Genomic DNA, 22134 nt, shown 5'->3' on the forward strand with positions numbered 1-22134 from the left:
TCGTGTCAGGGCCACGCCACTACGATAAACTACGCGCAATTATGGTCCGGGCTCAGGTTCTGGCCTCAATATTAATGACAAAGAGGATTAGGTATCTCATGGCTGAATGGAGCGGCGAATATATCAGCCCATACGCTGAGCACGGTAAGAAGAGTGAGCAAGTCAAAAAAATTACGGTTTCCATTCCTCTGAAGGTGTTAAAAATCCTTACCGATGAACGCACGCGTCGTCAGGTTAACAACCTGCGTCACGCCACCAACAGCGAACTGCTGTGTGAAGCGTTTCTGCATGCTTTTACCGGGCAACCATTACCCAACGATGACGACCTGCGTAAAGAGCGCAGCGATGAAATCCCGGAAGAAGCAAAGGTAATTATGCGTGAACTGGGTATCAACCCGGAAACGTGGGAATACTGATTTTTCAAGACAGATGAGAAAAGGCGGGATTACTCCCGCCGCTTCTCACTACGTTACTTACTGATACCATTAATCTTATTCAATGTTTCTTCCATTTTGAGCGTCTCTTTACGGTTCAATGGATAGAAATAAATCAGAATGACCGCTGCCAAGAACAGGCATAAAGCCGGTAACAGATTTGCCATCGTATAGATGTTTTCCTGCACAATGCTGGTTTGCACAGCGCCGCCCGTTGACGAAGATTGATAACCAATGATGGCCAGCATAAAGCCGCCAATAGCCCCTGCGCACGCCTGGCCAACCTTGCGGGCGAAGAAGTTCACGCCATAGACGGTCCCATCTTCACGATCGCCGGTGACATACTGGTGATAATCACACACATCGGTCATAAACGCCCAAATCATCAGGTTGAATAACCCGGCCCCCAGCGTCGCCAGGAACAGGAAAACCAAATAAACCTTCGCGTCGGTAATGTGGGTGAAGTACATAATCACATACATGGCTACCGCAAAGAGCAGCGCGCCTACGCTGGCTTCTTTCTTACCAAAACGCTTCGTGAGCCAGGATGCTGAGGGTGCCAGCAAAACCAGAGAGCCAAAGGTGAAGAGCAATGCAACGGACATGGCCTCTTTGTTATGGAAATAGTCATTAAACAGGTAAGTCATGTTGGTACCAGACAACCCCTGATTAATCACAATCAGCAGATCCACAACCACTAAAACAATCAGCGCTTTATTGCGTATCAACCCCTTCAGCAGCACAGAAACCGGCATGCTCTCTTTTCTTTCCACCCGCACGCGTTCCGTCGTTAACTGACAGGTCAACGTTAAAAAGATAAACCCCAGCACAGAACAACCAATGGCAATCCAGAAGAAATGCTGCCCAGAGATCACCTGGCTTCCGTCCACCAGAGTGGTGTACATCAGGATCGGAATAAAAAAGCCGGTTGTCCCGCCACCGATGGCGGACCCTACGCTGCGCCAGGTTGACAGCGATACGCGATCTTCCGGATTCGAGCTAATCGCCGCAGACATGGCGCCATACGGAATACTCACTGTCGATAACAGCGAACCGTAAATAAAATAGGAACAGCAGATGTAGATAATTTTCGCCGTATAAGAAAAATCATGCACAAACGGCAGGAACAGAACGACCGCAATGATGCAAAACGGGTACTTCATGCGGCGCACCCAGGGGTTAAATCGTCCATGAGCCGTCAGTTTAGAGGTATCACATAAGCGCCCTACGCCAACGTCGACAAACGCATCAAAGAGTTTGGTCACAAAATAGAGTGAACCAACAATAACACCGGAAATACCGAGTACGTTGGTGTAATAAATCATTAAAAAACTATTTACCAGTCCAAGAATAAAACAGGTTCCGAGGTCACCACATAAATAACCGAATTTATCTCTTAATCCGAAAGGCCTGACGGCAATATTTTGATTGCTTCCGATCATTGTTCCATCATTAGACATGATGTTAACTCCTTAGACACATTATTCACGCAAACTATGCGTATACCGATGCTCAGCGTAATAAATCGATACGAAGTATATTAACGGTCAGAAGTTATAACCGAGACCAACGCGATAGCGGGTCTGACGATCGTCTGTAGTTGTGGTGTTATACCCCGAGGAAACGTTACCTACCTCAACAAATGGAACCCATGAGCCTATTTTATACGCCACACGGAAGTTATATTCGTAATCGTCTTTTCGGTTGTTATATAAATCTTCGCTATCGGCAATTTTATAAATACCGTTCAGCTCAAACATCCAGTCATTGATGTTGTAACCGAGCCATGCTTCCGGACGATAGACCATGCGGTCATCCTTGCCGTCAGTGTTTCTGCGCATGTACTCCTGACGATAGCGGAACGCGGTCCACCAATGGTCATTGATGTTATACTGCACGCGGATATAAGGCTTATAAATCGCGATGTTATCGCCCGTTTCGATCGCAATACCCGGCTGCCAGACAAGGTCCTTCCAGGTGAACTGGTAGCTCGCCGTATACTCGTTGCCATTACTTTCCATATTATTCCACGCATCATTAGATTGCGTATTTTCGGAACGTGAAATGGCCTCGACTGCCACACCAAAACCCGTAGCAAAACGATGCGACATATAAACACGGTCGTAATTACGACCATCATCATAATATTCATGTCGATAATCAACATAACCCGCTTGCGCGGCCGCAGAGAATAATGAAATCAGTAATAACGCGGATTTAAATTTCATGACCATCCCTCTTCACACTAAATCTAGGAAATTGCCCATCTCGCTCCGTCCATAAATGAAGAAACGATGAAGGAATAAGAATAATTTTATATTTCCACGAAAGTGTATTTTAGAAAGAAGGAAGAAACCTTTGGTATTTTGCCAAAGATTGGCATAAGTGGCAAAAACAAGAAGATAAAAAGGACGCAGATCACCAGTTGAAACATTTTATCGTAAAAATAAAAACGCTGTTTTATTTATTAAATAAAAGACATTATTCAATACATCAATACGAATTTCAGTCTGCAGGCGCAGATACAAAAAAAGCGCCATAAGGCGCTTTTTTCTGACAGCTGAAACTTACTTGCTGCCTGGGATGCTGAAACGCTTGTTGAAGCGATCAACACGGCCACCGGTAGCAACATCACGCTGCTTGCCAGTATAGAACGGGTGGCACTGACCGCACACGTCCAGGTTCAGATCGTGACCGACGGTAGAGCGGATTTTCATGACGTTACCGCAAGAGCAGTTTGCAGTAATTTCTTCGTATTTCGGGTGAATATCTTTTTTCATGGGAAAACCTCGGTTTAAGGCCGCGTCGCTCTTCCAGCCCTAACGCCAGACACCACGCGATGTTAATTATTCCCCGTCACCTTTCACGCTGCATCAACAGCCTGAAACTCTCGGGTAATGGTCATTGTTTGACGCAATCAATTTGCATCAAAGGCGGCGAATCATACAGAAATTAACCTGCTCATGCAAACTGATCCGCATTCTACCCTTCACTAATGTGTATACTAACCCGCCAGATTTCAAGTCAGGATGATTCAATGCCCGTTGCGCACGTTGCCTTACCCGTTCCGCTACCTCGCACCTTTGACTACCTTCTGCCAGAAGGCATGAGCGCCAAAGCTGGGTGTCGTGTACGCGTGCCCTTTGGCAAGCAACAGGAGCGCGTGGGCATCGTTCTATCCGTCAGCGAGCACAGCGAACTGCCGCTGAGCGAATTGAAAGCCGTTCTCGAAGTGCTGGACAGCGAGCCGGTTTATTCGACCTCCGTCTGGCGTCTGCTGCTGTGGGCGGCTGACTATTATCACCATCCTATCGGCGACGTACTGTTTCACGCCCTACCGATTCTGCTGCGCCAGGGACGCCCGGCGACAAACGCGCCCATATGGTACTGGTTTGCCACTGAAGAAGGTCAGGTTATTGATCTCAACAGCCTCAAGCGCTCTCCCAAGCAACAGCAGGCGCTGGCTGCGCTACGCCAGGGAAAAATCTGGCGCGACCAGGTGGCTGAGCTCGAATTTAATGACGCCGCATTACAGGCGCTGCGGAAAAAAGGGCTGTGCGATCTGGCGAGCGAAACGCCTGGTTTTAGCGACTGGCGTACCCACTACGCGGTTTCCGGTGAGCGTCTTCGACTGAACACCGAGCAAGCCACCGCCGTCGGAGCAATTCACAGCGCCGCGGACAGTTTTAGCGCCTGGCTATTAGCGGGCGTGACGGGCTCAGGCAAAACAGAGGTCTATCTAAGCGTACTGGAAAATGTCCTGGCCCAGGGCAAACAGGCGCTGGTGATGGTGCCGGAGATTGGCCTGACGCCGCAAACTATTGCCCGTTTTCGCGAACGCTTCAATGCGCCAGTCGAAGTCCTGCACTCCGGTTTGAACGACAGCGAACGTCTTTCGGCCTGGTTGAAAGCAAAAAATGGCGAAGCGGCGATTGTTATCGGCACGCGCTCGTCGCTGTTTACACCGTTTAAAAATCTCGGCGTGATTGTCATCGACGAAGAGCATGACAGCTCTTATAAACAGCAGGAAGGCTGGCGCTATCATGCGCGCGATCTCGCGGTTTATCGCGCCCACAGCGAGCAGATCCCGATTATTCTCGGCTCAGCCACTCCGGCTCTGGAAACGCTGTGCAACGTGCGACAGAAAAAATATCGCATGCTACGCCTGACGCGACGTGCCGGAAATGCGCGCCCCGCCACTCAGCACGTGCTGGATCTCAAAGGTCAGCAGGTGCAGGCCGGACTCGCCCCTGCGCTTATCACCCGTATGCGTCAGCACCTGCAGGCGGATAACCAGGTGATTCTGTTTTTGAACCGCCGGGGCTTTGCTCCTGCGCTGCTGTGCCATGACTGCGGCTGGATTGCCGAATGTCCGCGCTGCGATCACTACTACACGCTGCATCAGGCACAGCACCATTTACGCTGCCACCACTGCGACAGCCAGCGCCCAATACCACGTCAGTGCCCTTCCTGCGGCTCAACGCATATGGTTCCGGTTGGACTCGGCACCGAACAGCTTGAGCAGGCTCTGGCCCCTTTTTTCCCCGGCGTGCCAATCTCACGCATCGATCGCGACACCACCAGCCGTAAAGGGTCGCTGGAGCAGCATCTGGCGGAAGTACATCGCGGCGGCGCACGAATTCTGATCGGCACGCAAATGCTGGCCAAAGGCCACCACTTCCCGGACGTCACCCTGGTGGCGCTTCTGGACGTTGACGGCGCGCTGTTCTCTGCAGATTTCCGGTCAGCAGAACGCTTCGCCCAGCTTTACACGCAGGTCTCCGGGCGAGCAGGACGCGCCGGGAAACAGGGCGAAGTGGTGCTACAAACGCACCATCCTGAGCATCCGCTGCTGCAAACTTTGCTGTACAAAGGTTATGACGCGTTTGCCGAGCAGGCGCTGGCCGAGCGACAAACGCTCCAACTTCCACCGTGGACCAGCCATGTGATCGTGCGTGCAGAAGATCATAACAACCAGCATGCGCCTATGTTCTTACAACAGTTGCGAAATCTGATCCAGGCCAGTCCGCTTGCCGATGACAAACTGTGGGTGCTCGGCCCGGTTCCCGCCCTGACTCCCAAGCGCGGCGGTCGCTATCGCTGGCAAATTTTGTTGCAACATCCGTCGCGAATTCGCCTGCAGCATATCGTCAGCGGCACGCTGGCGCTGATCAATACGTTACCCGATGCACGTAAGGTTAAATGGGTGCTGGATGTCGATCCCATCGAGGGATAATCCCTCACGATGCGAGGCGGATCGTAAAATTAAAGATCCATCACACTTTTTATGAAAATTCTGTAACCGCTTCCATTAACTATCTGATAAAAATGTTTCAGATGAAGGCTATTCAAGGACGAGTCTGTGCCAGCAGCTCTCTGGCGAGGAGAAAGAGTGAAACCGAATAAGCAGGTTGCCGCCGCTACGATGAAAGATGTTGCTCTGAAGGCGAAAGTCTCAACGGCAACCGTATCCCGCGCATTAATGAACCCGGACAAAGTCTCGCAGTCAACCCGTAACAAGGTTGAACAGGCAGCGCTGGAAGTGGGATATTTACCCCAATCAATGGGACGCAACGTTAAGCGTAATGAATCACGTACCATTCTGGTGATTGTGCCGGATATCTGCGATCCGTTTTTTAGCGAAGTGATTCGCGGCATAGAAGTGACCGCCGCTGAGCAGGGATATCTGGTGCTTATCGGCGACTGCGCCCACCAGAATCAGCAGGAAAAGACCTTCCTCAACCTCATTATCACCAAGCAGATCGATGGCATGGTGCTGCTCAGTTCGCGCCTGCCGTTTGATGCCAGCGTGGAAGAGCAGCGCAACTTGCCGCCGATGGTCATGTCCAACGAGTTCGCGCCAGAGCTGGAACTCCCCACCGTGCACATTGATAATCTCACCGCCGCCTTCAACGCGATGAACTATCTGCTGGAACTGGGGCATAAACGCATTGGCTGTATCGCCGGACCAGAGGATATGCCGCTGTGCCATTACCGTCTGCAAGGTTACGTTCAGGCATTGCGCCGCAGTGGAATTACGGTCGATCCGCATTTCATCGCGCGCGGTGACTTTACCTATGAAGCGGGAGCCAATGCGCTTAAGCAACTCCTTGAGCTTCCACAGCCACCTACTGCGGTCTTTTGCCACAGCGATGTCATGGCGCTGGGGGCACTCTCTTACGCCAAACGTCAGGGTCTGAAGGTACCTGACGATTTATCCATCATTGGCTTTGATAATATTTCGCTCACGGAATTTTGTGATCCACCCCTGACAACCGTCGCACAGCCGCGTTTCGATATCGGACGTGAAGCTATGCTGTTACTGCTCGATCAACTACAAGGTCAGAACGTCAGCAGTGGCTCACGTTTACTGGACTGCGAGCTTATTATTCGGGGCACTACCCGGGCACTGACGTAAAGTAAAGTGCTTTCGGACTCCCCTGTCTGGTCAAAGGCCCGCCGCTTAAGTAACATGGCGGGCTGACGAACGAATAAATACAGCGAAACGATAGTGGCACAACGAGATTATGTACGTCGCGGCCAACCGGCACCTTCGCGGCGCAAGAAGAGCACATCACGGAAAAAACAACGCAATACGCCTGCGGTATCGCCCGCTATGGTTGCTATTGCTGCAGCCGTACTCGTGACCTTTATCGGTGGTCTGTACTTCATTACGCATCACAAGAAAGAAGAGTCCGAAACGCTGCAAAACCAGAAAGTCACCGGTAATGGCATCCCGCCAAAACCGGAAGAGCGCTGGCGATACATCAAAGAGCTGGAAAGCCGTCAGCCTGGCGTACGTGCGCCTACCGAACCGTCTGCAGGCGGCGAGGTACTGAACGCCGATCAGCTTACCAATGAGCAGCGCCAGTTGTTGGCGCAAATGCAGGCCGATATGCGCCAACAGCCAACGCAGCTCAACGAAGTACCGTGGAACGAACAAACTGCTGAACAACGCCAGCAAACGCTGCAGCGTCAACGTCAGGTGCAACAGCAGCAGTGGAATAACACCCAACAGCAGGCTCAACAGCCGCGCCAACGGGTAACAGAACAGCCGTACCAGCAGCAGCAAACGCGTACTGCGCAAGCCGCACCGGTACAGCAGCCGAAGGCGCAGCCAAAACCGGCGGCCCAACAGCCGTATCAGGATCTACTGCAAACACCTGCGCATACCACCGCCGCTCAGCCGAAAACGCAGCCGGCCGCGCCGATAACAAATGAAACGCAGCCGCCAAAACAGACGGCGGAGAAAAAAGATGAACGCCGCTGGATGGTACAGTGCGGCTCATTTAAAGGCGCTGAGCAGGCAGAATCCGTGCGCGCGCAGTTGGCTTTTGAAGGCTTCAACTCACGTATTACCACCAATAACGGCTGGAATCGCGTGGTCATTGGTCCGGTCAAAGGCAAAGAGAATGCCGACAACACCATCAGCCGCCTGAAAGTTGCTGGTCACACAAACTGCATTCGACTCGCCACTGGGGGTTGAAACCCCCAAAATCCCCCCCATCTATACTTGCATTACGCCCCGCATACTGCGCGGGGCCTGTGTTTTGCATTTGTAACCAAGGGGTCTGCTCGTGACAACAATAGTAAGCGTACGCCGTAACGGCCATGTGGTAATCGCCGGTGATGGTCAGGCCACACTGGGTAACACCGTAATGAAAGGCAACGTGAAGAAAGTCCGCCGTCTGTACAACGACAAAGTCATCGCGGGCTTTGCGGGCGGTACTGCGGATGCATTCACGCTGTTTGAACTGTTTGAACGCAAGCTGGAAATGCACCAGGGTCACCTGGTGAAAGCTGCCGTTGAACTGGCAAAAGACTGGCGTACCGACCGTATGCTGCGCAAACTCGAAGCGCTGCTGGCCGTTGCGGATGAAACTGCATCACTCATCATCACCGGTAACGGCGACGTCATCCAGCCAGAAAACGATCTGATTGCCATCGGCTCCGGCGGTCCCTACGCCCAGGCTGCTGCACGCGCTCTGCTGGAAAACACCGAGCTTGGCGCACGCGAGATTGCTGAGAAAGCGTTGGATATTGCAGGGGATATCTGCATTTATACCAACCACTTCCATACCATCGAAGAATTGAACTCCAAAGCGTAAGGATCCCCCATGTCTGAAATGACCCCACGCGAAATTGTCAGCGAACTGAACAAACACATCATCGGCCAGGATAACGCTAAGCGTTCCGTGGCGATTGCCCTGCGTAACCGCTGGCGCCGCATGCAGCTCAACGAAGAGCTGCGCCATGAAGTTACGCCGAAAAACATTCTGATGATTGGCCCAACCGGCGTCGGTAAAACCGAAATCGCCCGTCGTCTGGCAAAACTGGCCAACGCGCCGTTCATCAAAGTTGAAGCAACAAAATTCACCGAAGTCGGCTATGTTGGTAAAGAAGTTGACTCTATCATCCGCGATCTGACCGATGCTGCCATCAAAATGGTCCGCGTTCAGGCCATCGAGAAAAACCGCTTCCGTGCCGAAGAGATGGCGGAAGAGCGCATTCTCGACGTGCTGATCCCACCGGCTAAAAATAACTGGGGACAGTCAGAGCAGCCGCAGGAACCTTCTGCAGCGCGTCAGGCGTTCCGTAAAAAACTGCGTGAAGGCCAGTTGGATGATAAAGAGATCGAAATCGATCTCGCGGCCGCACCGATGGGCGTTGAAATCATGGCGCCTCCGGGAATGGAAGAGATGACCAGCCAGCTACAGTCCATGTTCCAGAACCTGGGCGGTCAGAAGCAAAAACCGCGTAAGCTGAAAATCAAAGACGCGATGAAGCTGCTGATTGAAGAAGAAGCGGCCAAACTGGTGAATCCGGAAGAGCTGAAACAGGAAGCTATCGACGCCGTTGAGCAACACGGAATCGTGTTTATCGACGAAATCGACAAAATCTGTAAGCGCGGCGAATCCTCCGGCCCGGACGTGTCCCGTGAAGGCGTACAGCGCGACCTGCTGCCGCTGGTTGAAGGCTGCACGGTCTCCACTAAACACGGTATGGTGAAAACAGACCACATTCTGTTTATTGCCTCTGGCGCATTCCAGGTAGCGAAACCGTCTAACCTGATCCCGGAACTGCAGGGTCGTCTGCCGATTCGTGTCGAGCTGCAGGCGCTGACCACCAGCGATTTTGAGCGTATCCTTACCGAACCGAATGCCTCCATCACCGTCCAGTACAAAGCGCTGATGGCGACCGAAGGTGTGGACATCAACTTCACCGAATCGGGCATTAAACGCATTGCCGAAGCGGCCTGGCAGGTCAATGAAACCACCGAAAACATCGGTGCACGTCGTCTGCATACCGTTCTCGAGCGTCTGATGGAAGATATTTCCTATGATGCGAGCGATTTAAACGGCCAAAGCATCACAATTGATGCCGAATATGTGAGCAAACATCTGGATGCGCTGGTCGCAGATGAAGATCTGAGCCGTTTTATCCTATAATCGCGTTCAATGCATTTTCATCACTGTTGATGGGGCTGATAAAGCCCCATTTTTATTGGCGCTAAATATGACTGAACAACAAAAAATTAGCCGCTCACAAGCCTGGCTGGAAAGTTTACGACCTAAGACCTTACCGCTCGCCTTCGCGGCGATCATCGTCGGTACGGCATTAGCATGGTGGCAAGGATACTTCGATCCGCTGGTTGCTCTGTTGGCATTGATTACGGCAGGACTGCTGCAAATTCTGTCCAACCTCGCTAACGACTATGGCGATGCCGTCAAAGGCAGCGACAAGCCCGACCGCATTGGACCACTGCGCGGTATGCAAAAAGGGGTTATCACCCAACAGCAGATGAAGCGTGCGCTGATCGTTACCGTGGTGTTGATCTGTCTGTCGGGTCTGGCCCTGGTTGCTGTGGCCTGCCACACGCTGGCGGATTTTGTCGGTTTCCTGGTACTTGGGGGCCTGTCGATTATCGCGGCGATCACCTACACTGTGGGTAATCGCCCTTACGGATATATCGGTCTGGGCGATATTTCCGTGCTGGTATTCTTTGGCTGGCTTAGCGTGATGGGAAGCTGGTATCTGCAGGCGCATACGCTGATTCCGGCGCTGATTCTGCCTGCCACCGCCTGTGGCCTGCTGGCAACTGCCGTGCTCAACGTCAACAACCTGCGCGATATCAACAGCGACAGAGAGAACGGCAAGAACACGCTGGTAGTACGTTTAGGTGCCGTCAATGCCCGCCGCTACCATGCCTGCCTGCTGATGGGTACGCTGGTCTGCCTGGCGCTGTTTAACCTGTTTTCGCTACAAAGTCTGTGGGGATGGCTGTTTATCCTTGCCGCTCCGCTGCTTTTCAAACAGGCGCGTTACGTGATGCGCGAAATGGATCCTGCGGCAATGCGTCCGATGCTGGAACGCACCGTAAAAGCGGCACTATTAACTAACTTGCTGTTTGTCGTTGGAATTTTCTTAAGTCAGTGGTCTCTTTAACTGACAAATATCAATTAACAATTGATGATTTTGCCAACAGTACACATAGCGCGATATACTAAAAATTCTCGCAGCAACTGAACGTTAAGCCTATGAAATACGATACATCCGAGCTTTGTGACATCTATCAGGAAGATGTCAACGTCGTGGAACCGCTGTTCTCTAACTTTGGAGGACGGTTGTCGTTTGGCGGACAAATCATCACGGTAAAATGTTTCGAGGACAACGGGTTGCTGTACGATCTGCTCGAACAAAATGGCCGTGGTCGCATTCTGCTGGTCGATGGCGGCGGTTCTGTCCGTCGTGCGCTAGTCGATGCCGAACTGGCACGACTGGCCGTACAGAATGAATGGGAAGGTCTGGTCATCTACGGCTCAGTCCGCCAGGTAGACGATCTGGAAGAACTGGATATCGGCATTCAGGCGATTGCCGCAATTCCGGTAGGTGCTTCAGGAGAGGGGATTGGGGAAAGCGATGTGCGCGTCAACTTTGGCGGCGTGACATTCTTCTCCGGCGACCACCTGTACGCCGACAACACCGGGATAATCCTCTCCGAAGACCCGCTCGATATCGAGTAAGTGAAAAAGGCCATCAGCAAGTTTGATGGCCTTTTATTTTCTTCATTCATCCGATTTGTAGTGAATGACCTTAACATCATAATTCCCAGCTCTTGCTTCAACAACGACACTCATCATCTCGCGACTTGCAGGATAAGATTCAACGTATGCGTTTAATTTTTCTTCTGCTCTGTGAATATCATTCTTAGGTATCCCCGTAAAAACTATTTCACTGCGTTGAAGATGGCTACCCTCATCTGTATGGCTTACAAAAAACCAGTCGCTGGATACCCTTGGAACCTGTTTAATCAATTTCGGCGTTAATAACTGATAAATTAATAAATCATGCTGCGTATAACATTTTTTTGTAAAGACACTCACCATGAAATAACAATAAAGCAGCGCAAAAAAAAGCATAGATACAATAATAACACCTAATCGTCGAAACGTCATATACGGCGTTCCCGAACATAATTTGGATTCACAACTGGTTTTATTACATCCATAAATAAGTGTAAGGCCAAAAATCCTGTAAGGATTCGAAACGATGTGACGTACTCAAGAATATAGACAAAGCAATACCTTGCAGAATTCGCTCCTGCAATCCTCGTCGCACCATGAATCTACGATATATACCAGTATTAATATTTAGACCGTGAATGCTTTTAGACATACTTTGATGGTAATTTACTTCATAAAATTCACTATCACCACCACGAGGTCTTGTCATTTCAAACCATAATTTTTCAGCGCCTGCCGGATTAGCGTGGCCTAAATCAATCCACCCTAGGTTATCTGTATAGATAAGACCATATCTAATATCTCTGGTGATAAATCGATCCGAATTATCAATAATATCGTTTCTTTTTGTCATATCGTATTCTTTGAAATTTGAGAATTACGATATCCTAAAGTCTACATAGTAAAAAGGCATCCATTATGGATGCCTTTTTAAAGAAATCAGAATTAGACTTCTTCCATACGCCCCAACAGGGCATGCAGACGATCCTGCCAGCCGTTCTGCTGTTCTTTCAGGTTGTTGTTCTCACGCTCCAGCTCTTCACGCTGCTGCTGTGCAGACTGAACTTCCTGCGACAGTGAGTTGTTCTTTTCTTTCAGCTCTTCGATTTCCATCTGCAACAGCGTGATGGTATCAATCGCCTGCTGTACTTTTGCTTCCAGTTTCTCAAACACTTCTAATGACATCGTCATACCTCTCCTGAATTGCAAGGCGTTGATGGATAAAAATCCTCGTCCCGATAACCGGCGACGCCTTAATAAAAACGAGCGCACTCTACTTAACACCGATTGTATGAAGCCGCGTCATCCCTGTCCAGCGGCATCCCGCGCAGATTGCGGTTTGCAACACTTTTCGTCTTTCTCCTGGTGACATTACTATCATAACTCTTAAGTGTTAACGAATTGATCATTGAAATGATTCAGCTCACACTATTTTTGTATAACAAATACCGCGAAATGGCGCGATAACGCTCATTTTGTTGATGGAGTACACACATTTCAATTTCGATACTTCTCGTTTTTGAGCGTTAACGATAAATTAACAGTGTGCCTACCGGCTCCGGGGATGTCAGTGACCTTCTCGCATACAATAAACATTAAACTCTCTTCAGGATCCGATTATGAGTCAAACATCAACCTTAAAAGGCCAGTGCATTGCTGAATTCCTCGGTACCGGGTTGTTGATTTTCTTCGGTGTGGGATGTGTCGCTGCACTCAAAGTTGCTGGGGCTACTTTTGGTCAGTGGGAAATCAGTATCATCTGGGGTCTGGGGGTAGCGATGGCTATCTATCTGACCGCAGGCGTTTCTGGTGCACACCTGAATCCAGCGGTAACCATCGCACTCTGGCTGTTCGCCTGTTTTGATAAACGCAAAGTTGCTCCTTTTATTATTTCGCAAATTGCCGGCGCCTTTTGCGCAGCGGCACTGGTTTACGGGCTTTATTACAATCTTTTCATCGATTTCGAACAAACTAACCATATCGTGCGCGGCAGTACCGAAAGCCTGGGTCTGGCAGGTACTTTCTCGACCTATCCGAACCCGCATATCAATTTTGTGCAGGCCTTCGCGGTTGAAATGGTCATTACCGCTATTCTAATGGGGCTGATTCTGGCTCTGACCGACGATGGTAACGGTGTACCTCGTGGTCCGCTGGCACCACTGCTGATCGGCTTGTTGATCGCCGTTATTGGTGCTTCCATGGGTCCGCTAACAGGTTTTGCGATGAACCCGGCACGTGACTTCGGACCGAAACTCTTCGCCTGGATGGCCGGATGGGGTGAGATTGCCTTCACGGGTGGTCGTGATATCCCTTACTTCCTGGTCCCGGTGTTTGGCCCGATTACCGGCGCGATTTTAGGCGCATGGGCATATCGCAAACTGATTGGTCGCCATTTACCGTGCGATGTCTGCGCGATTGAAGAGAAAGACGTTGCGACCAACACTCAACAAAAAGCTTCGCAGTAATGTGACTACGGGACAAATAATCATGACTGAAAAAAAATATATCGTTGCGCTCGACCAGGGCACCACCAGCTCCCGCGCGGTCGTAATGGACCACGATGCGAATATAGTTAGCGTTTCACAGCGCGAATTCGAGCAAATCTACCCGAAAGCAGGTTGGGTAGAACATGACCCAATGGAAATTTGGGCAACCCAAAGCTCCACGCTGGTAGAAGTTCTGGCGAAAGCCGATATCAGTTCCGATGAAATTGCAGCGATCGGTATTACCAACCAGCGTGAAACCACCATCGTCTGGGAGCGTGAGACCGGTAAACCTATCTATAACGCAATTGTGTGGCAGTGTCGTCGTACCGCGGATATCTGCGAAAAGCTCAAGCGCGACGGTATGGAAGAGTACATCCGTAATAACACGGGTCTGGTAATTGACCCGTACTTTTCCGGCACTAAAGTGAAGTGGATCCTCGACCACGTGGAAGGCTCACGTGAGCGCGCTCGTCGCGGCGAACTGCTGTTCGGTACGGTAGACACCTGGCTTATCTGGAAAATGACGCAGGGACGCGTACACGTAACGGATTACACCAACGCCTCTCGTACCATGCTGTTCAACATCCACTCCCTGGACTGGGATGACACGATGCTGGATGCGCTGGATATTCCGCGTGCAATGCTGCCAGAAGTGCGTCGTTCTTCTGAAGTGTACGGCCAGACCAACATCGGTGGTAAAGGCGGCATTCGTATTCCTATCTCCGGTATTGCCGGTGACCAGCAGGCCGCTCTGTTTGGCCAGCTGTGCGTGAAGGAAGGGATGGCGAAAAACACTTACGGTACCGGCTGCTTCATGCTGATGAACACTGGCGAGAAAGCCGTTAAGTCCGAAAATGGACTACTGACCACCATCGCCTGTGGACCGACCGGGGAAGTGAACTACGCGTTGGAAGGTGCGGTATTTATGGCTGGCGCATCCATCCAGTGGCTGCGCGATGAAATGAAACTCATCAGCGATGCATTCGACTCTGAATATTTCGCCACCAAAGTGAAAGACACCAACGGCGTATACGTCGTTCCGGCATTCACAGGCCTTGGCGCACCGTACTGGGACCCGTATGCACGCGGAGCCATCTTCGGCCTGACCCGTGGCGTAAACTCCAACCACATCATCCGCGCAACGCTTGAGTCTATCGCTTACCAGACCCGCGACGTACTGGAAGCGATGCAGGCTGACTCCGGTATTCGCCTGCACGCCCTGCGCGTTGATGGCGGTGCGGTCGCCAACAACTTCCTGATGCAGTTCCAGTCCGATATTCTCGGCACGCGCGTTGAGCGCCCTGAAGTCCGCGAAGTCACCGCATTGGGTGCGGCGTACCTTGCCGGTCTGGCAGTAGGTTTCTGGCAGAATCTGGATGAACTGCAGGAGAAAGCGGTCATCGAGCGTGAATTCCGCCCTGGCATCGAAACCACCGAGCGTAATTTCCGTTACAGCGGCTGGAAAAAAGCGGTCAAACGCGCCATGGCGTGGGAAGATCACGACGAGTAATTCGTCATTGCCGGATGGCGACTTTACCTTGTCCGGCAATATCTTCGTGCGGGGGCAACCCCGCACACACATCAATAATCTAGTCCCCTCCCCTGTGCTACACTTCGCGCCATTCCTTTCAGCTACGAGTTTGCAATGAGACGAGAACTTGCCATTGAATTTTCACGCGTGACCGAAGCGGCCGCGCTGGCTGGCTATAAATGGCTGGGCCGCGGCGATAAAAATACCGCTGATGGCGCGGCGGTGAACGCCATGCGTATTATGCTCAACCAGGTCAACATCGACGGCACCATCGTGATTGGCGAGGGTGAGATTGATGAAGCGCCGATGCTGTTTATCGGCGAGAAAGTCGGAACCGGCCACGGTGATGCGGTCGACATCGCCGTCGATCCTATCGAAGGCACGCGTATGACGGCAATGGGCCAGGCGAATGCGCTGGCGGTGCTGGCTGTAGGCGATAAAGGCTGTTTCCTGAACGCGCCAGACATGTACATGGAAAAGCTGATTGTCGGTCCTGGCGCAAAAGGGTCCATCGACCTGAATCTGTCGCTGGAAACCAACCTGCGAAACATTGCAGCCGCGCTGAACAAACCACTGAGTGACCTGACCGTCACCATCCTGGCAAAACCACGCCATGACGAGGTTATTGCAGAGATGGCGAAACTGGGCGTGCGCGTCTTCGCCATTCCTGACGGCGACGTTGCGGCCTCGATTCTGACCTGTATGCCTGACAGCGAAGTTGACGTGCTGTACGGTATTGGCGGCGCACCGGAAGGCGTGGTTTCCGCGGCCGTCATCCGCGCGCTGGACGGCGACATGCAGGGCCGCCTGCTGGCGCGCCATGACGTCAAAGGCGACAGCGAAGAGAACCGTCGTATTGGCGAACAGGAACTGGCCCGCTGCACCGCGATGGGCATTGAAGCGGGCAAAGCGCTGCGTCTGGATGAAATGGCGCGCAGCGACAACGTCATTTTCTCCGCTACCGGCATCACCAAAGGCGATCTGCTGGAAGGGATCAGCCGTAAAGGCAATATCGCAACCACCGAAACGCTGTTGATCCGCGGCAAATCACGCACGATCCGCCGCATTCAGTCGATTCACTACCTCGATCGCAAAGATCCCGATGTGCAGGCGCACATCCTGTAATTGATTTGATCAATAGAGCCTTCCAGCCCATCCGGGCTGGAAATCTTTCGTCCAACGAACGAAGATAAGGCAATCAAAGCAGACAGGAGAAAACCATGGCAGATTGGGTAACAGGCAAAGTCACAAAGGTGCAGAACTGGACCGATGCCCTGTTTAGTTTGACCGTGCGAGCTCCGGTTCTTCCTTTCACTGCAGGTCAGTTCACCAAGCTTGGCCTTGAGATCGACGGTGAGCGCGTCCAGCGCGCCTATTCCTACGTGAATGCGCCCGATAACCCCGACTTAGAATTTTATCTGGTGACGGTTCCCGACGGCAAACTCAGCCCTCAACTGGCGGCGCTAAAGCCTGGCGATGAAGTTCAGGTGGTGAGTGAGGCCGCTGGATTCTTCGTGCTGGATGAAGTCCCTGATTGCGAAACGCTATGGATGCTGGCAACCGGCACGGCTATCGGCCCGTATTTGTCGATTCTGCAACTAGGCAAAGATCTGGGTCGCTTTAAAAATCTGGTGCTGGTCCACGCCGCACGTTATGCCGCCGATTTGAGCTACCTGCCATTGATGCAGGCGCTGGAAAAGCGCTACGAAGGTAAATTACGCATCCAGACGGTTGTTAGCCGTGAGACAGCCGTAGATTCGCTGACCGGGCGTGTACCGGCGCTGATTGAAAGCGGTGAACTGGAAAAGGCGGTAGGGCTGCCAATGGATAAAGAAACCAGCCATGTGATGCTATGCGGAAATCCACAAATGGTACGCGACACGCAGCAACTGCTGAAAGAGACCCGGCAGATGACCAAACACCTGCGCCGTCGACCGGGCCATATGACTGCTGAACACTACTGGTGAGGGTTGCCGGGAGGCGCTTGCGCTTCTCCGGTCGACAACTACTGGCGCTCGGCTTTGTACTTTACGTCCTGCGTATCCTTACCATATTTATTTTCGTCCTGGGTGCCAACGAACGCGCCCAGATCGATGAGCATACCGACCAGAATGAGCGTCGGAACAAAGCGACCAACCGCCCATTGCCAGACGCCGGGTAACACCGCCCAATTTCCGGCCAGCAGCATCCACGCCAAAATCATCAGCAGCGCCCACGCTCCAGAACGTCCCCGATCGTGCAGGCGTTTTACCGTCACTGCCGCCGTCGGCCATAGCAGACAAACCAGACAAAATGCCGCAGTCTGAATATCGAGTAATTGCTTGCTCGCCAGCGAGAACAGAACCAGCATTCCGACGATCCACAGACCTATCCAAATCCAGAAATCACGGCGCCCGATGCGCCCTTTAAATGAGAATAACCACTGCTGTATGGTCATGTAAGTTCCTTTATTATTACCTTCCAGAACAGTTTACCCTTTTGACAAGCCCGACAGTTACCGTTTTAATCGTGAGCAGTCATAACGAAAGGTACGATTGATGAAGCAAGGATTTACACTGTTTTTATTATTGTTTTCAGCCTTCACCGCGAGCGTTGCGGCACGGGCGGAAGAGCCATCGACGGCAACCACGGCCCCCTATTTACTGGCGGGTGCGCCGACCTTTGACCTGTCGATTAGCCAGTTTCGCGAAAACTTTAATACGCAGAATCCGAAGCTTATCCTGAATGAGTTCCGCGCCATCGACAGCAGCCGCGATCGGGCAAACCTCACCCGCGCGGCCAGTAAAATCAATGAAAACCTGTATGCGTCCTCCGCCCTTGAGCGCGGCACGCTAAAAATCAAAAGTATGCAGATAACCTGGTTGCCGATTCAGGGACCAGAACAAAAGGCGGCCAAAGCGAAAGCGCTGGAATACATGACCGCCGTCATTCGTACCGTCGCGCCGCTACTGACGAAAGAACAGAGCCAGAAAAAGCTGCAAAAACTGCTCGCTGCCGGCAAAGGTAAACACTATTACGCCGAAACAGAAGGCGCAATTCGCTATGTTGTGGCAGATAACGGTGAAAAAGGGCTGACCTTCGCTGTTGAACCGATTAAGCTGGCATTATCAGAAAGTCTTGAGAAGGCGAATTGATGACAAAAAGCAAAGCCTTTCCGCAGACGAATCTCTATACTGTTTCACAGACCATGCTGCCCTGACGGGCGGCCATATTCCTTAATTCGCTGACAAGCGTGGAGAAATGAAATGCGACATCCTTTAGTGATGGGTAACTGGAAACTGAACGGCAGCCGCCACATGGTAAACGAACTGGTTGCTAATCTGCGTAAAGAACTGGCTGGCGTTGCTGGCTGTGCAGTAGCAATCGCTCCGCCGGAAATGTATATCGACCTGGCGAAACACGCCGCTGCCGGTAGCCACATTATCCTGGGCGCGCAGAACGTTGACCTGAACCTGTCTGGCGCATTTACCGGTGAAACAAGTGCTGAAATGCTGAAAGATATCGGCGCGCAGTACATCATTATCGGTCACTCTGAACGTCGTACTTACCACAAAGAGTCTGACGAGCTGATCGCTAAAAAATTCGCCGTGCTGAAAGAACAAGGTCTGACTCCGGTTCTGTGCATCGGTGAAACCGAAGCAGAAAACGAAGCGGGCAAAACTGAAGAAGTCTGTGCACGTCAGATCGACGCCGTTCTGAAAACTCAGGGCGCGGCAGCATTCGAAGGCGTCGTTATCGCTTACGAACCAGTTTGGGCTATCGGTACCGGTAAATCTGCAACTCCTGCTCAGGCTCAGGCTGTTCACAAATTCATTCGTGACCACATTGCTAAAGCTGACGCGAAAATCGCTGAACAAGTTATCATCCAGTACGGCGGTTCCGTAAACGCAGCGAACGCAGCAGAACTGTTCGCTCAGCCGGACATCGATGGCGCGCTGGTTGGCGGTGCTTCTCTGAAAGCAGATGCCTTCGCGGTCATCGTTAAAGCAGCAGAAGCGGCTAAACAGGCGTAATGCTGTTGAGGCGGGTAGCGCTTCGCTGACCCGTCCTCCAAGACTGTAGGCCCGGTAAGCGTTAGCGCTACCGGGCTTTTTTTACAACTTACCCAACACGCTAAACCACAGATAATCCAGCGGCAGAAGAAGCAGATATGTTGCCGTCGCCAGCGCGATACACAGCAGCATCCCCGCCCTCGCAGGCACTTTCCCAAGCGCCATCGCCACCACAATCGGCGAAGCCTGATACGGCAGTAGCGGTGTGGAATACCCCAATACCTGAATCATAATTACCGACAGCAGCGGGAACCCAGTCGCATCGGCAAAACTTTGCGCCAGAGTGGTATACAGCGCCGGAACGCCGTTCGCCGTCATAATAAAATTGAGTGCGGTGGTAATGCCGGTCAGCGCGAGAAAGCTGGTAAATGGTTTTTCCGCATCCAGCGGCATCACCTGTAACAGCGCCTCGCCCACTGCACTGCCAATGCCGGTCTGGGTAACGGTAATTGCCAACCCCAGAATCCCCGCCACGTAAATGCAGGTCCTGATATTTACCCCGGAGGAAAACTCGTCGCCATTGATAAAGCCAACCCGTGGTAGCAGCGTGATAACCGCTGCCGCCAACCCGGTCCACGCAGGCCCTATACCGTGCCAGCTTTCACTTACCCACAGCAGCAGCACCACTGCTAACATCCAGGCCAGACGTTTTTCATCCCGGCTCATTGGTTCCGCTGGCGTGAGATCGCGCGGTGCGTGGGGCTTGCCAGGGAACAGCCAGCAGATAAGCATGATGAGCACCGCGCCTTTCAGCCAACCCAGAACCGGCGTATGCAGCAGCAAATAGGGAAGATAATTGAGGTGGATGCCGTAAGAGCCTTCCGCCGCGCCGCTCATTACCAGATTTGGCACGTTCGCGGGTAAAATGGTCGCGGAAAGCTGGAACGTCCCAAACCCGACGGCCAGCGCCAGACCATACCAGGCGCGCGTACCCTCGTTAATTCCGGCACGCTTCGCCATTGCGGCAACAATCGGCATCAGCAGCGCAATACGCCCCATATTGGACGGCATCACAAACGCCAGCGCGTAACTGAGCAGCACCACGCTCGCTACCATTAAAGGCCAGGAATCGGTCAATCGCGATGACAGCGCTCTCGCCGCCCTGTCCGCCAGCCCCGTTTTGCGAATCGCGATACCCAGCACAAAACCACTAAAGACCAGCCAGAATGCCGAAGACGCAAATCCGCCAAAGATCACATCCGCAGGTGCGATTTTGGCGACCATTGCTACGGCAAAGAACAGCAGCGCCGTTATAAACTCCGGCAGTAGCGACGTCGCCCAGAGCAGGATAGTAATGCCAACCACCAGAGAGGGGATAAACAGAGGGTGTGTAAGCCAGAGCGACATGCCTGTCTCCTGTTGTTTTTTTCAACAAGAATACGGGGACAGACATGCGGAGTAAATGCCAGATTAGGTGGGGTTAACGCAGAATATCACATTGATGATCCTGAATTTCCTCAGCGGAGGCGAGATTGAGCGACAACAGATTGCGCTGGGTCGCCAGCAGGACAAAGGACTCATCGCTCTGACGCACCATCGCCAGCGCATAGCTGCCCATGTGCTCACGCGCATCCGGCACCTCTTCTGCCAGCATCATAAACGGGCTGCGTTGCGCCAGTTCATTTTCCGTGACGCGACGCGCCAGATATTCATGACCGCGCACCCCATCCGGTAATGGCAGCCAACGAGTGCTGATTTTCGCCAGATTGTCATCCAGCTGTTTTCTGACATCGGTTCGCAGGCAGGAGATATGAATATGCAGATGATTTTGCGTACGCCCGCTACGCGAGTTAATGGTCAGCGATACCGCTTTGTCAGGGATTTCCTGACCGTATTTTTGGCTCATAAAGCTGCGCGCCTGCCAGGCCAGCCAGAAAAAGTTCGGCGTACCTGATTTCAGCAGCAGCGGGCTTTCCGTTCCGTTGATGCGCCAGGTCGGCATCAACAGGTATTGCAGTGGGCCGTTACGATCTTTGAACACCACATATCCGGCATCCGGCTTCACTTCGGCGCACGGCGCGGGATCCTGCTGCTGCAACTGGTGCGGCAGGCATTGCTGAAGAACGATCTGGCGTAATGCGTCCGGGTTACCGGTGAATTTCCAGTACCCGATACCTGCAGCAGCGGCGACTACAATCACCGCCAGTAAAAGATAGCCTGCTTTTTTCATTACGCGTTCCCTGTATCTCATTGAAGGGCAAGAGTAACGCAAAACCATGACAAATAATAAATATCCTCCGGCATAGCCGGAGGTTTTTCGGATGCGCCTATAAGGCTCTGTTACCAGCCGCGCCCTAACAGGCGCATACGATCTGACATTTGCATCAGACTTCGTTACTTACGGCCCGTAAACGGGCTACCCGCATAAGGGATCGATAACTGCTCACCCATTTTATCTTCTGCAAGCTGCTGCTTTATGTATTCCTGTATCTTCACCGTGTTCTTACCCACCGTATCTACGTAGTATCCCCGGCACCAGAACTCTCTATTCCTGTACTTGAATTTCATATCCCCAAACTGTTCATACAGCATCAGACTGCTTTTCCCTTTCAGATACCCCATAAAGCCGGATACGCTCATTTTGGGTGGGATTTCCACAAGCATATG

Annotated in this window: 24 protein-coding genes; 14 read left to right on the forward strand and 10 right to left on the reverse strand. The window is 52.1% G+C overall.

The window, feature by feature from the left end; translation table 11 throughout:
- The first annotated feature begins 98 nt into the window (after positions 1-98).
- On the forward strand, positions 99-416 hold the full coding sequence (gene metJ, locus OGV38_RS23920; RefSeq protein WP_003825168.1) for a met regulon transcriptional regulator MetJ: 318 nt from the start codon (positions 99-101) through the stop codon (positions 414-416).
- A 53-nt stretch (positions 417-469) separates the two neighbouring features.
- Here metJ and OGV38_RS23925 read toward each other — a convergent pair whose 3' ends face one another.
- The 3 genes from OGV38_RS23925 to rpmE form a co-directional block, all read right to left on the reverse strand.
- Positions 470-1894 carry an MFS transporter gene (locus OGV38_RS23925; protein WP_019077908.1) on the reverse strand — a complete coding sequence of 475 codons (1425 nt, stop codon included), beginning with the start codon at positions 1892-1894 and terminating at the stop codon, positions 470-472.
- 87 nt (positions 1895-1981) lie between these two features.
- Positions 1982-2662, reverse strand: a complete 681-nt coding sequence (locus OGV38_RS23930; protein WP_016157918.1) for an oligogalacturonate-specific porin KdgM family protein — start codon at positions 2660-2662, stop codon at positions 1982-1984.
- 339 nt (positions 2663-3001) lie between these two features.
- Positions 3002-3214 carry a 50S ribosomal protein L31 gene (gene rpmE, locus OGV38_RS23935; protein WP_008787040.1) on the reverse strand — a complete coding sequence of 71 codons (213 nt, stop codon included), beginning with the start codon at positions 3212-3214 and terminating at the stop codon, positions 3002-3004.
- A 257-nt stretch (positions 3215-3471) separates the two neighbouring features.
- On the opposite strand from rpmE, the gene priA reads away from it, so the two are divergent.
- The 7 genes from priA to rraA all read left to right on the forward strand — a co-directional run bounded on the left by priA (position 3472) and on the right by rraA (position 11458).
- A complete protein-coding gene (priA, locus tag OGV38_RS23940) occupies positions 3472-5670 on the forward strand; it encodes a primosomal protein N' (RefSeq protein WP_016157917.1) in 2199 nt (732 codons plus the stop codon).
- 156 nt (positions 5671-5826) lie between these two features.
- Positions 5827-6852, forward strand: a complete 1026-nt coding sequence (gene cytR / locus OGV38_RS23945; protein WP_016157916.1) for a DNA-binding transcriptional regulator CytR — start codon at positions 5827-5829, stop codon at positions 6850-6852.
- A 93-nt stretch (positions 6853-6945) separates the two neighbouring features.
- Positions 6946-7920 carry a cell division protein FtsN gene (gene ftsN / locus OGV38_RS23950; RefSeq protein ID WP_286475267.1) on the forward strand — a complete coding sequence of 325 codons (975 nt, stop codon included), beginning with the start codon at positions 6946-6948 and terminating at the stop codon, positions 7918-7920.
- A 91-nt stretch (positions 7921-8011) separates the two neighbouring features.
- Positions 8012-8542: an ATP-dependent protease subunit HslV gene (hslV, locus tag OGV38_RS23955; RefSeq protein ID WP_003028805.1), complete on the forward strand. Its 531-nt coding sequence runs from the start codon at positions 8012-8014 to the stop codon at positions 8540-8542.
- A 9-nt stretch (positions 8543-8551) separates the two neighbouring features.
- Positions 8552-9883, forward strand: a complete 1332-nt coding sequence (gene hslU, locus OGV38_RS23960) for an ATP-dependent protease ATPase subunit HslU (RefSeq protein WP_286475269.1) — start codon at positions 8552-8554, stop codon at positions 9881-9883.
- Between the two features lie 67 nt (positions 9884-9950).
- Entirely contained in the window at positions 9951-10880 is a 930-nt protein-coding gene (menA, locus tag OGV38_RS23965; protein ID WP_016157915.1) for a 1,4-dihydroxy-2-naphthoate polyprenyltransferase, read from the forward strand.
- Positions 10881-10972: 92 nt separating this feature from the next.
- A complete protein-coding gene (gene rraA, locus OGV38_RS23970) occupies positions 10973-11458 on the forward strand; it encodes a ribonuclease E activity regulator RraA (RefSeq protein ID WP_269519886.1) in 486 nt (161 codons plus the stop codon).
- Positions 11459-11500: 42 nt separating this feature from the next.
- Here the strand turns inward: rraA and OGV38_RS23975 are convergent, their stop codons facing one another.
- The 3 genes from OGV38_RS23975 to zapB all read right to left on the reverse strand — a co-directional run bounded on the left by OGV38_RS23975 (position 11501) and on the right by zapB (position 12649).
- Positions 11501-11890, reverse strand: a complete 390-nt coding sequence (locus tag OGV38_RS23975) for a hypothetical protein (protein ID WP_047415575.1) — start codon at positions 11888-11890, stop codon at positions 11501-11503.
- A gap of 43 nt (positions 11891-11933) precedes the next feature.
- A complete protein-coding gene (locus tag OGV38_RS23980) occupies positions 11934-12311 on the reverse strand; it encodes a hypothetical protein (RefSeq protein ID WP_223307973.1) in 378 nt (125 codons plus the stop codon).
- A 92-nt stretch (positions 12312-12403) separates the two neighbouring features.
- Positions 12404-12649 carry a septal ring assembly protein ZapB gene (zapB, locus tag OGV38_RS23985; RefSeq protein WP_019077914.1) on the reverse strand — a complete coding sequence of 82 codons (246 nt, stop codon included), beginning with the start codon at positions 12647-12649 and terminating at the stop codon, positions 12404-12406.
- A 428-nt stretch (positions 12650-13077) separates the two neighbouring features.
- Here zapB and OGV38_RS23990 point away from each other — a divergent pair, with 428 nt between their 5' ends.
- From OGV38_RS23990 to fpr, 4 genes are all read left to right on the forward strand, one after another.
- Positions 13078-13923 (forward strand): MIP/aquaporin family protein, encoded by an 846-nt coding sequence (locus OGV38_RS23990; protein ID WP_016155255.1) that lies wholly within the window; start codon positions 13078-13080, stop codon positions 13921-13923.
- A gap of 22 nt (positions 13924-13945) precedes the next feature.
- Positions 13946-15454 carry a glycerol kinase GlpK gene (glpK, locus tag OGV38_RS23995; RefSeq protein WP_016155254.1) on the forward strand — a complete coding sequence of 503 codons (1509 nt, stop codon included), beginning with the start codon at positions 13946-13948 and terminating at the stop codon, positions 15452-15454.
- A 135-nt stretch (positions 15455-15589) separates the two neighbouring features.
- The gene (gene glpX / locus OGV38_RS24000; RefSeq protein WP_016155253.1) at positions 15590-16600 is read left to right on the forward strand and encodes a class II fructose-bisphosphatase; all 1011 of its coding nucleotides are present in this window, start codon (positions 15590-15592) and stop codon (positions 16598-16600) included.
- 95 nt (positions 16601-16695) lie between these two features.
- On the forward strand, positions 16696-17442 hold the full coding sequence (fpr, locus tag OGV38_RS24005) for a ferredoxin--NADP(+) reductase (protein WP_016157907.1): 747 nt from the start codon (positions 16696-16698) through the stop codon (positions 17440-17442).
- Between the two features lie 38 nt (positions 17443-17480).
- On the opposite strand, the gene OGV38_RS24010 is transcribed toward fpr, so the two are convergent.
- Positions 17481-17912 (reverse strand): DUF805 domain-containing protein, encoded by a 432-nt coding sequence (locus OGV38_RS24010; RefSeq protein WP_046276397.1) that lies wholly within the window; start codon positions 17910-17912, stop codon positions 17481-17483.
- A gap of 100 nt (positions 17913-18012) precedes the next feature.
- On the opposite strand from OGV38_RS24010, the gene OGV38_RS24015 reads away from it, so the two are divergent.
- Entirely contained in the window at positions 18013-18609 is a 597-nt protein-coding gene (locus OGV38_RS24015; RefSeq protein ID WP_016155250.1) for a YiiQ family protein, read from the forward strand.
- 111 nt (positions 18610-18720) lie between these two features.
- Positions 18721-19488 (forward strand): triose-phosphate isomerase, encoded by a 768-nt coding sequence (tpiA, locus tag OGV38_RS24020; protein WP_003028783.1) that lies wholly within the window; start codon positions 18721-18723, stop codon positions 19486-19488.
- 81 nt (positions 19489-19569) lie between these two features.
- Here the strand turns inward: tpiA and OGV38_RS24025 are convergent, their stop codons facing one another.
- The 3 genes from OGV38_RS24025 to tnpA form a co-directional block, all read right to left on the reverse strand.
- Positions 19570-20874, reverse strand: a complete 1305-nt coding sequence (locus OGV38_RS24025; RefSeq protein WP_016155249.1) for an SLC13 family permease — start codon at positions 20872-20874, stop codon at positions 19570-19572.
- Between the two features lie 73 nt (positions 20875-20947).
- On the reverse strand, positions 20948-21697 hold the full coding sequence (locus tag OGV38_RS24030) for a CDP-diacylglycerol diphosphatase (RefSeq protein WP_269519893.1): 750 nt from the start codon (positions 21695-21697) through the stop codon (positions 20948-20950).
- 164 nt (positions 21698-21861) lie between these two features.
- Positions 21862-22134: IS200/IS605 family transposase (tnpA, locus tag OGV38_RS24035; RefSeq protein ID WP_286473102.1), on the reverse strand; the 273-nt coding region annotated here is incomplete at its 5' end.

Source organism: Citrobacter sp. Cb080, from assembly GCF_030334745.1.
In the GTDB taxonomy this organism is placed as follows: Bacteria; Pseudomonadota; Gammaproteobacteria; order Enterobacterales; family Enterobacteriaceae; genus Citrobacter; species Citrobacter braakii.

Excerpts from the sequence above, each read along its gene's own strand:
- fpr (WP_016157907.1), top strand. The coding sequence starts at position 16,696 with ATGGCAGATTGGGTAACAGGCAAAGTCACAAAGGTGCAGAACTGGACC.
- zapB (WP_019077914.1), bottom strand. The coding sequence starts at position 12,649 with ATGACGATGTCATTAGAAGTGTTTGAGAAACTGGAAGCAAAAGTACAG.
- OGV38_RS24015 (WP_016155250.1), top strand. The coding sequence starts at position 18,013 with ATGAAGCAAGGATTTACACTGTTTTTATTATTGTTTTCAGCCTTCACC.
- menA (WP_016157915.1), top strand. The coding sequence starts at position 9,951 with ATGACTGAACAACAAAAAATTAGCCGCTCACAAGCCTGGCTGGAAAGT.
- rraA (WP_269519886.1), top strand. The coding sequence starts at position 10,973 with ATGAAATACGATACATCCGAGCTTTGTGACATCTATCAGGAAGATGTC.
- metJ (WP_003825168.1), top strand. The coding sequence starts at position 99 with ATGGCTGAATGGAGCGGCGAATATATCAGCCCATACGCTGAGCACGGT.
- hslU (WP_286475269.1), top strand. The coding sequence starts at position 8,552 with ATGTCTGAAATGACCCCACGCGAAATTGTCAGCGAACTGAACAAACAC.
- OGV38_RS23975 (WP_047415575.1), bottom strand. The coding sequence starts at position 11,890 with ATGACGTTTCGACGATTAGGTGTTATTATTGTATCTATGCTTTTTTTT.
- priA (WP_016157917.1), top strand. The coding sequence starts at position 3,472 with ATGCCCGTTGCGCACGTTGCCTTACCCGTTCCGCTACCTCGCACCTTT.
- OGV38_RS24030 (WP_269519893.1), bottom strand. The coding sequence starts at position 21,697 with ATGAAAAAAGCAGGCTATCTTTTACTGGCGGTGATTGTAGTCGCCGCT.
- OGV38_RS23990 (WP_016155255.1), top strand. The coding sequence starts at position 13,078 with ATGAGTCAAACATCAACCTTAAAAGGCCAGTGCATTGCTGAATTCCTC.
- OGV38_RS24010 (WP_046276397.1), bottom strand. The coding sequence starts at position 17,912 with ATGACCATACAGCAGTGGTTATTCTCATTTAAAGGGCGCATCGGGCGC.
- OGV38_RS23925 (WP_019077908.1), bottom strand. The coding sequence starts at position 1,894 with ATGTCTAATGATGGAACAATGATCGGAAGCAATCAAAATATTGCCGTC.
- glpX (WP_016155253.1), top strand. The coding sequence starts at position 15,590 with ATGAGACGAGAACTTGCCATTGAATTTTCACGCGTGACCGAAGCGGCC.
- rpmE (WP_008787040.1), bottom strand. The coding sequence starts at position 3,214 with ATGAAAAAAGATATTCACCCGAAATACGAAGAAATTACTGCAAACTGC.
- OGV38_RS24025 (WP_016155249.1), bottom strand. The coding sequence starts at position 20,874 with ATGTCGCTCTGGCTTACACACCCTCTGTTTATCCCCTCTCTGGTGGTT.
- OGV38_RS23930 (WP_016157918.1), bottom strand. The coding sequence starts at position 2,662 with ATGAAATTTAAATCCGCGTTATTACTGATTTCATTATTCTCTGCGGCC.
- glpK (WP_016155254.1), top strand. The coding sequence starts at position 13,946 with ATGACTGAAAAAAAATATATCGTTGCGCTCGACCAGGGCACCACCAGC.
- OGV38_RS23980 (WP_223307973.1), bottom strand. The coding sequence starts at position 12,311 with ATGACAAAAAGAAACGATATTATTGATAATTCGGATCGATTTATCACC.
- tpiA (WP_003028783.1), top strand. The coding sequence starts at position 18,721 with ATGCGACATCCTTTAGTGATGGGTAACTGGAAACTGAACGGCAGCCGC.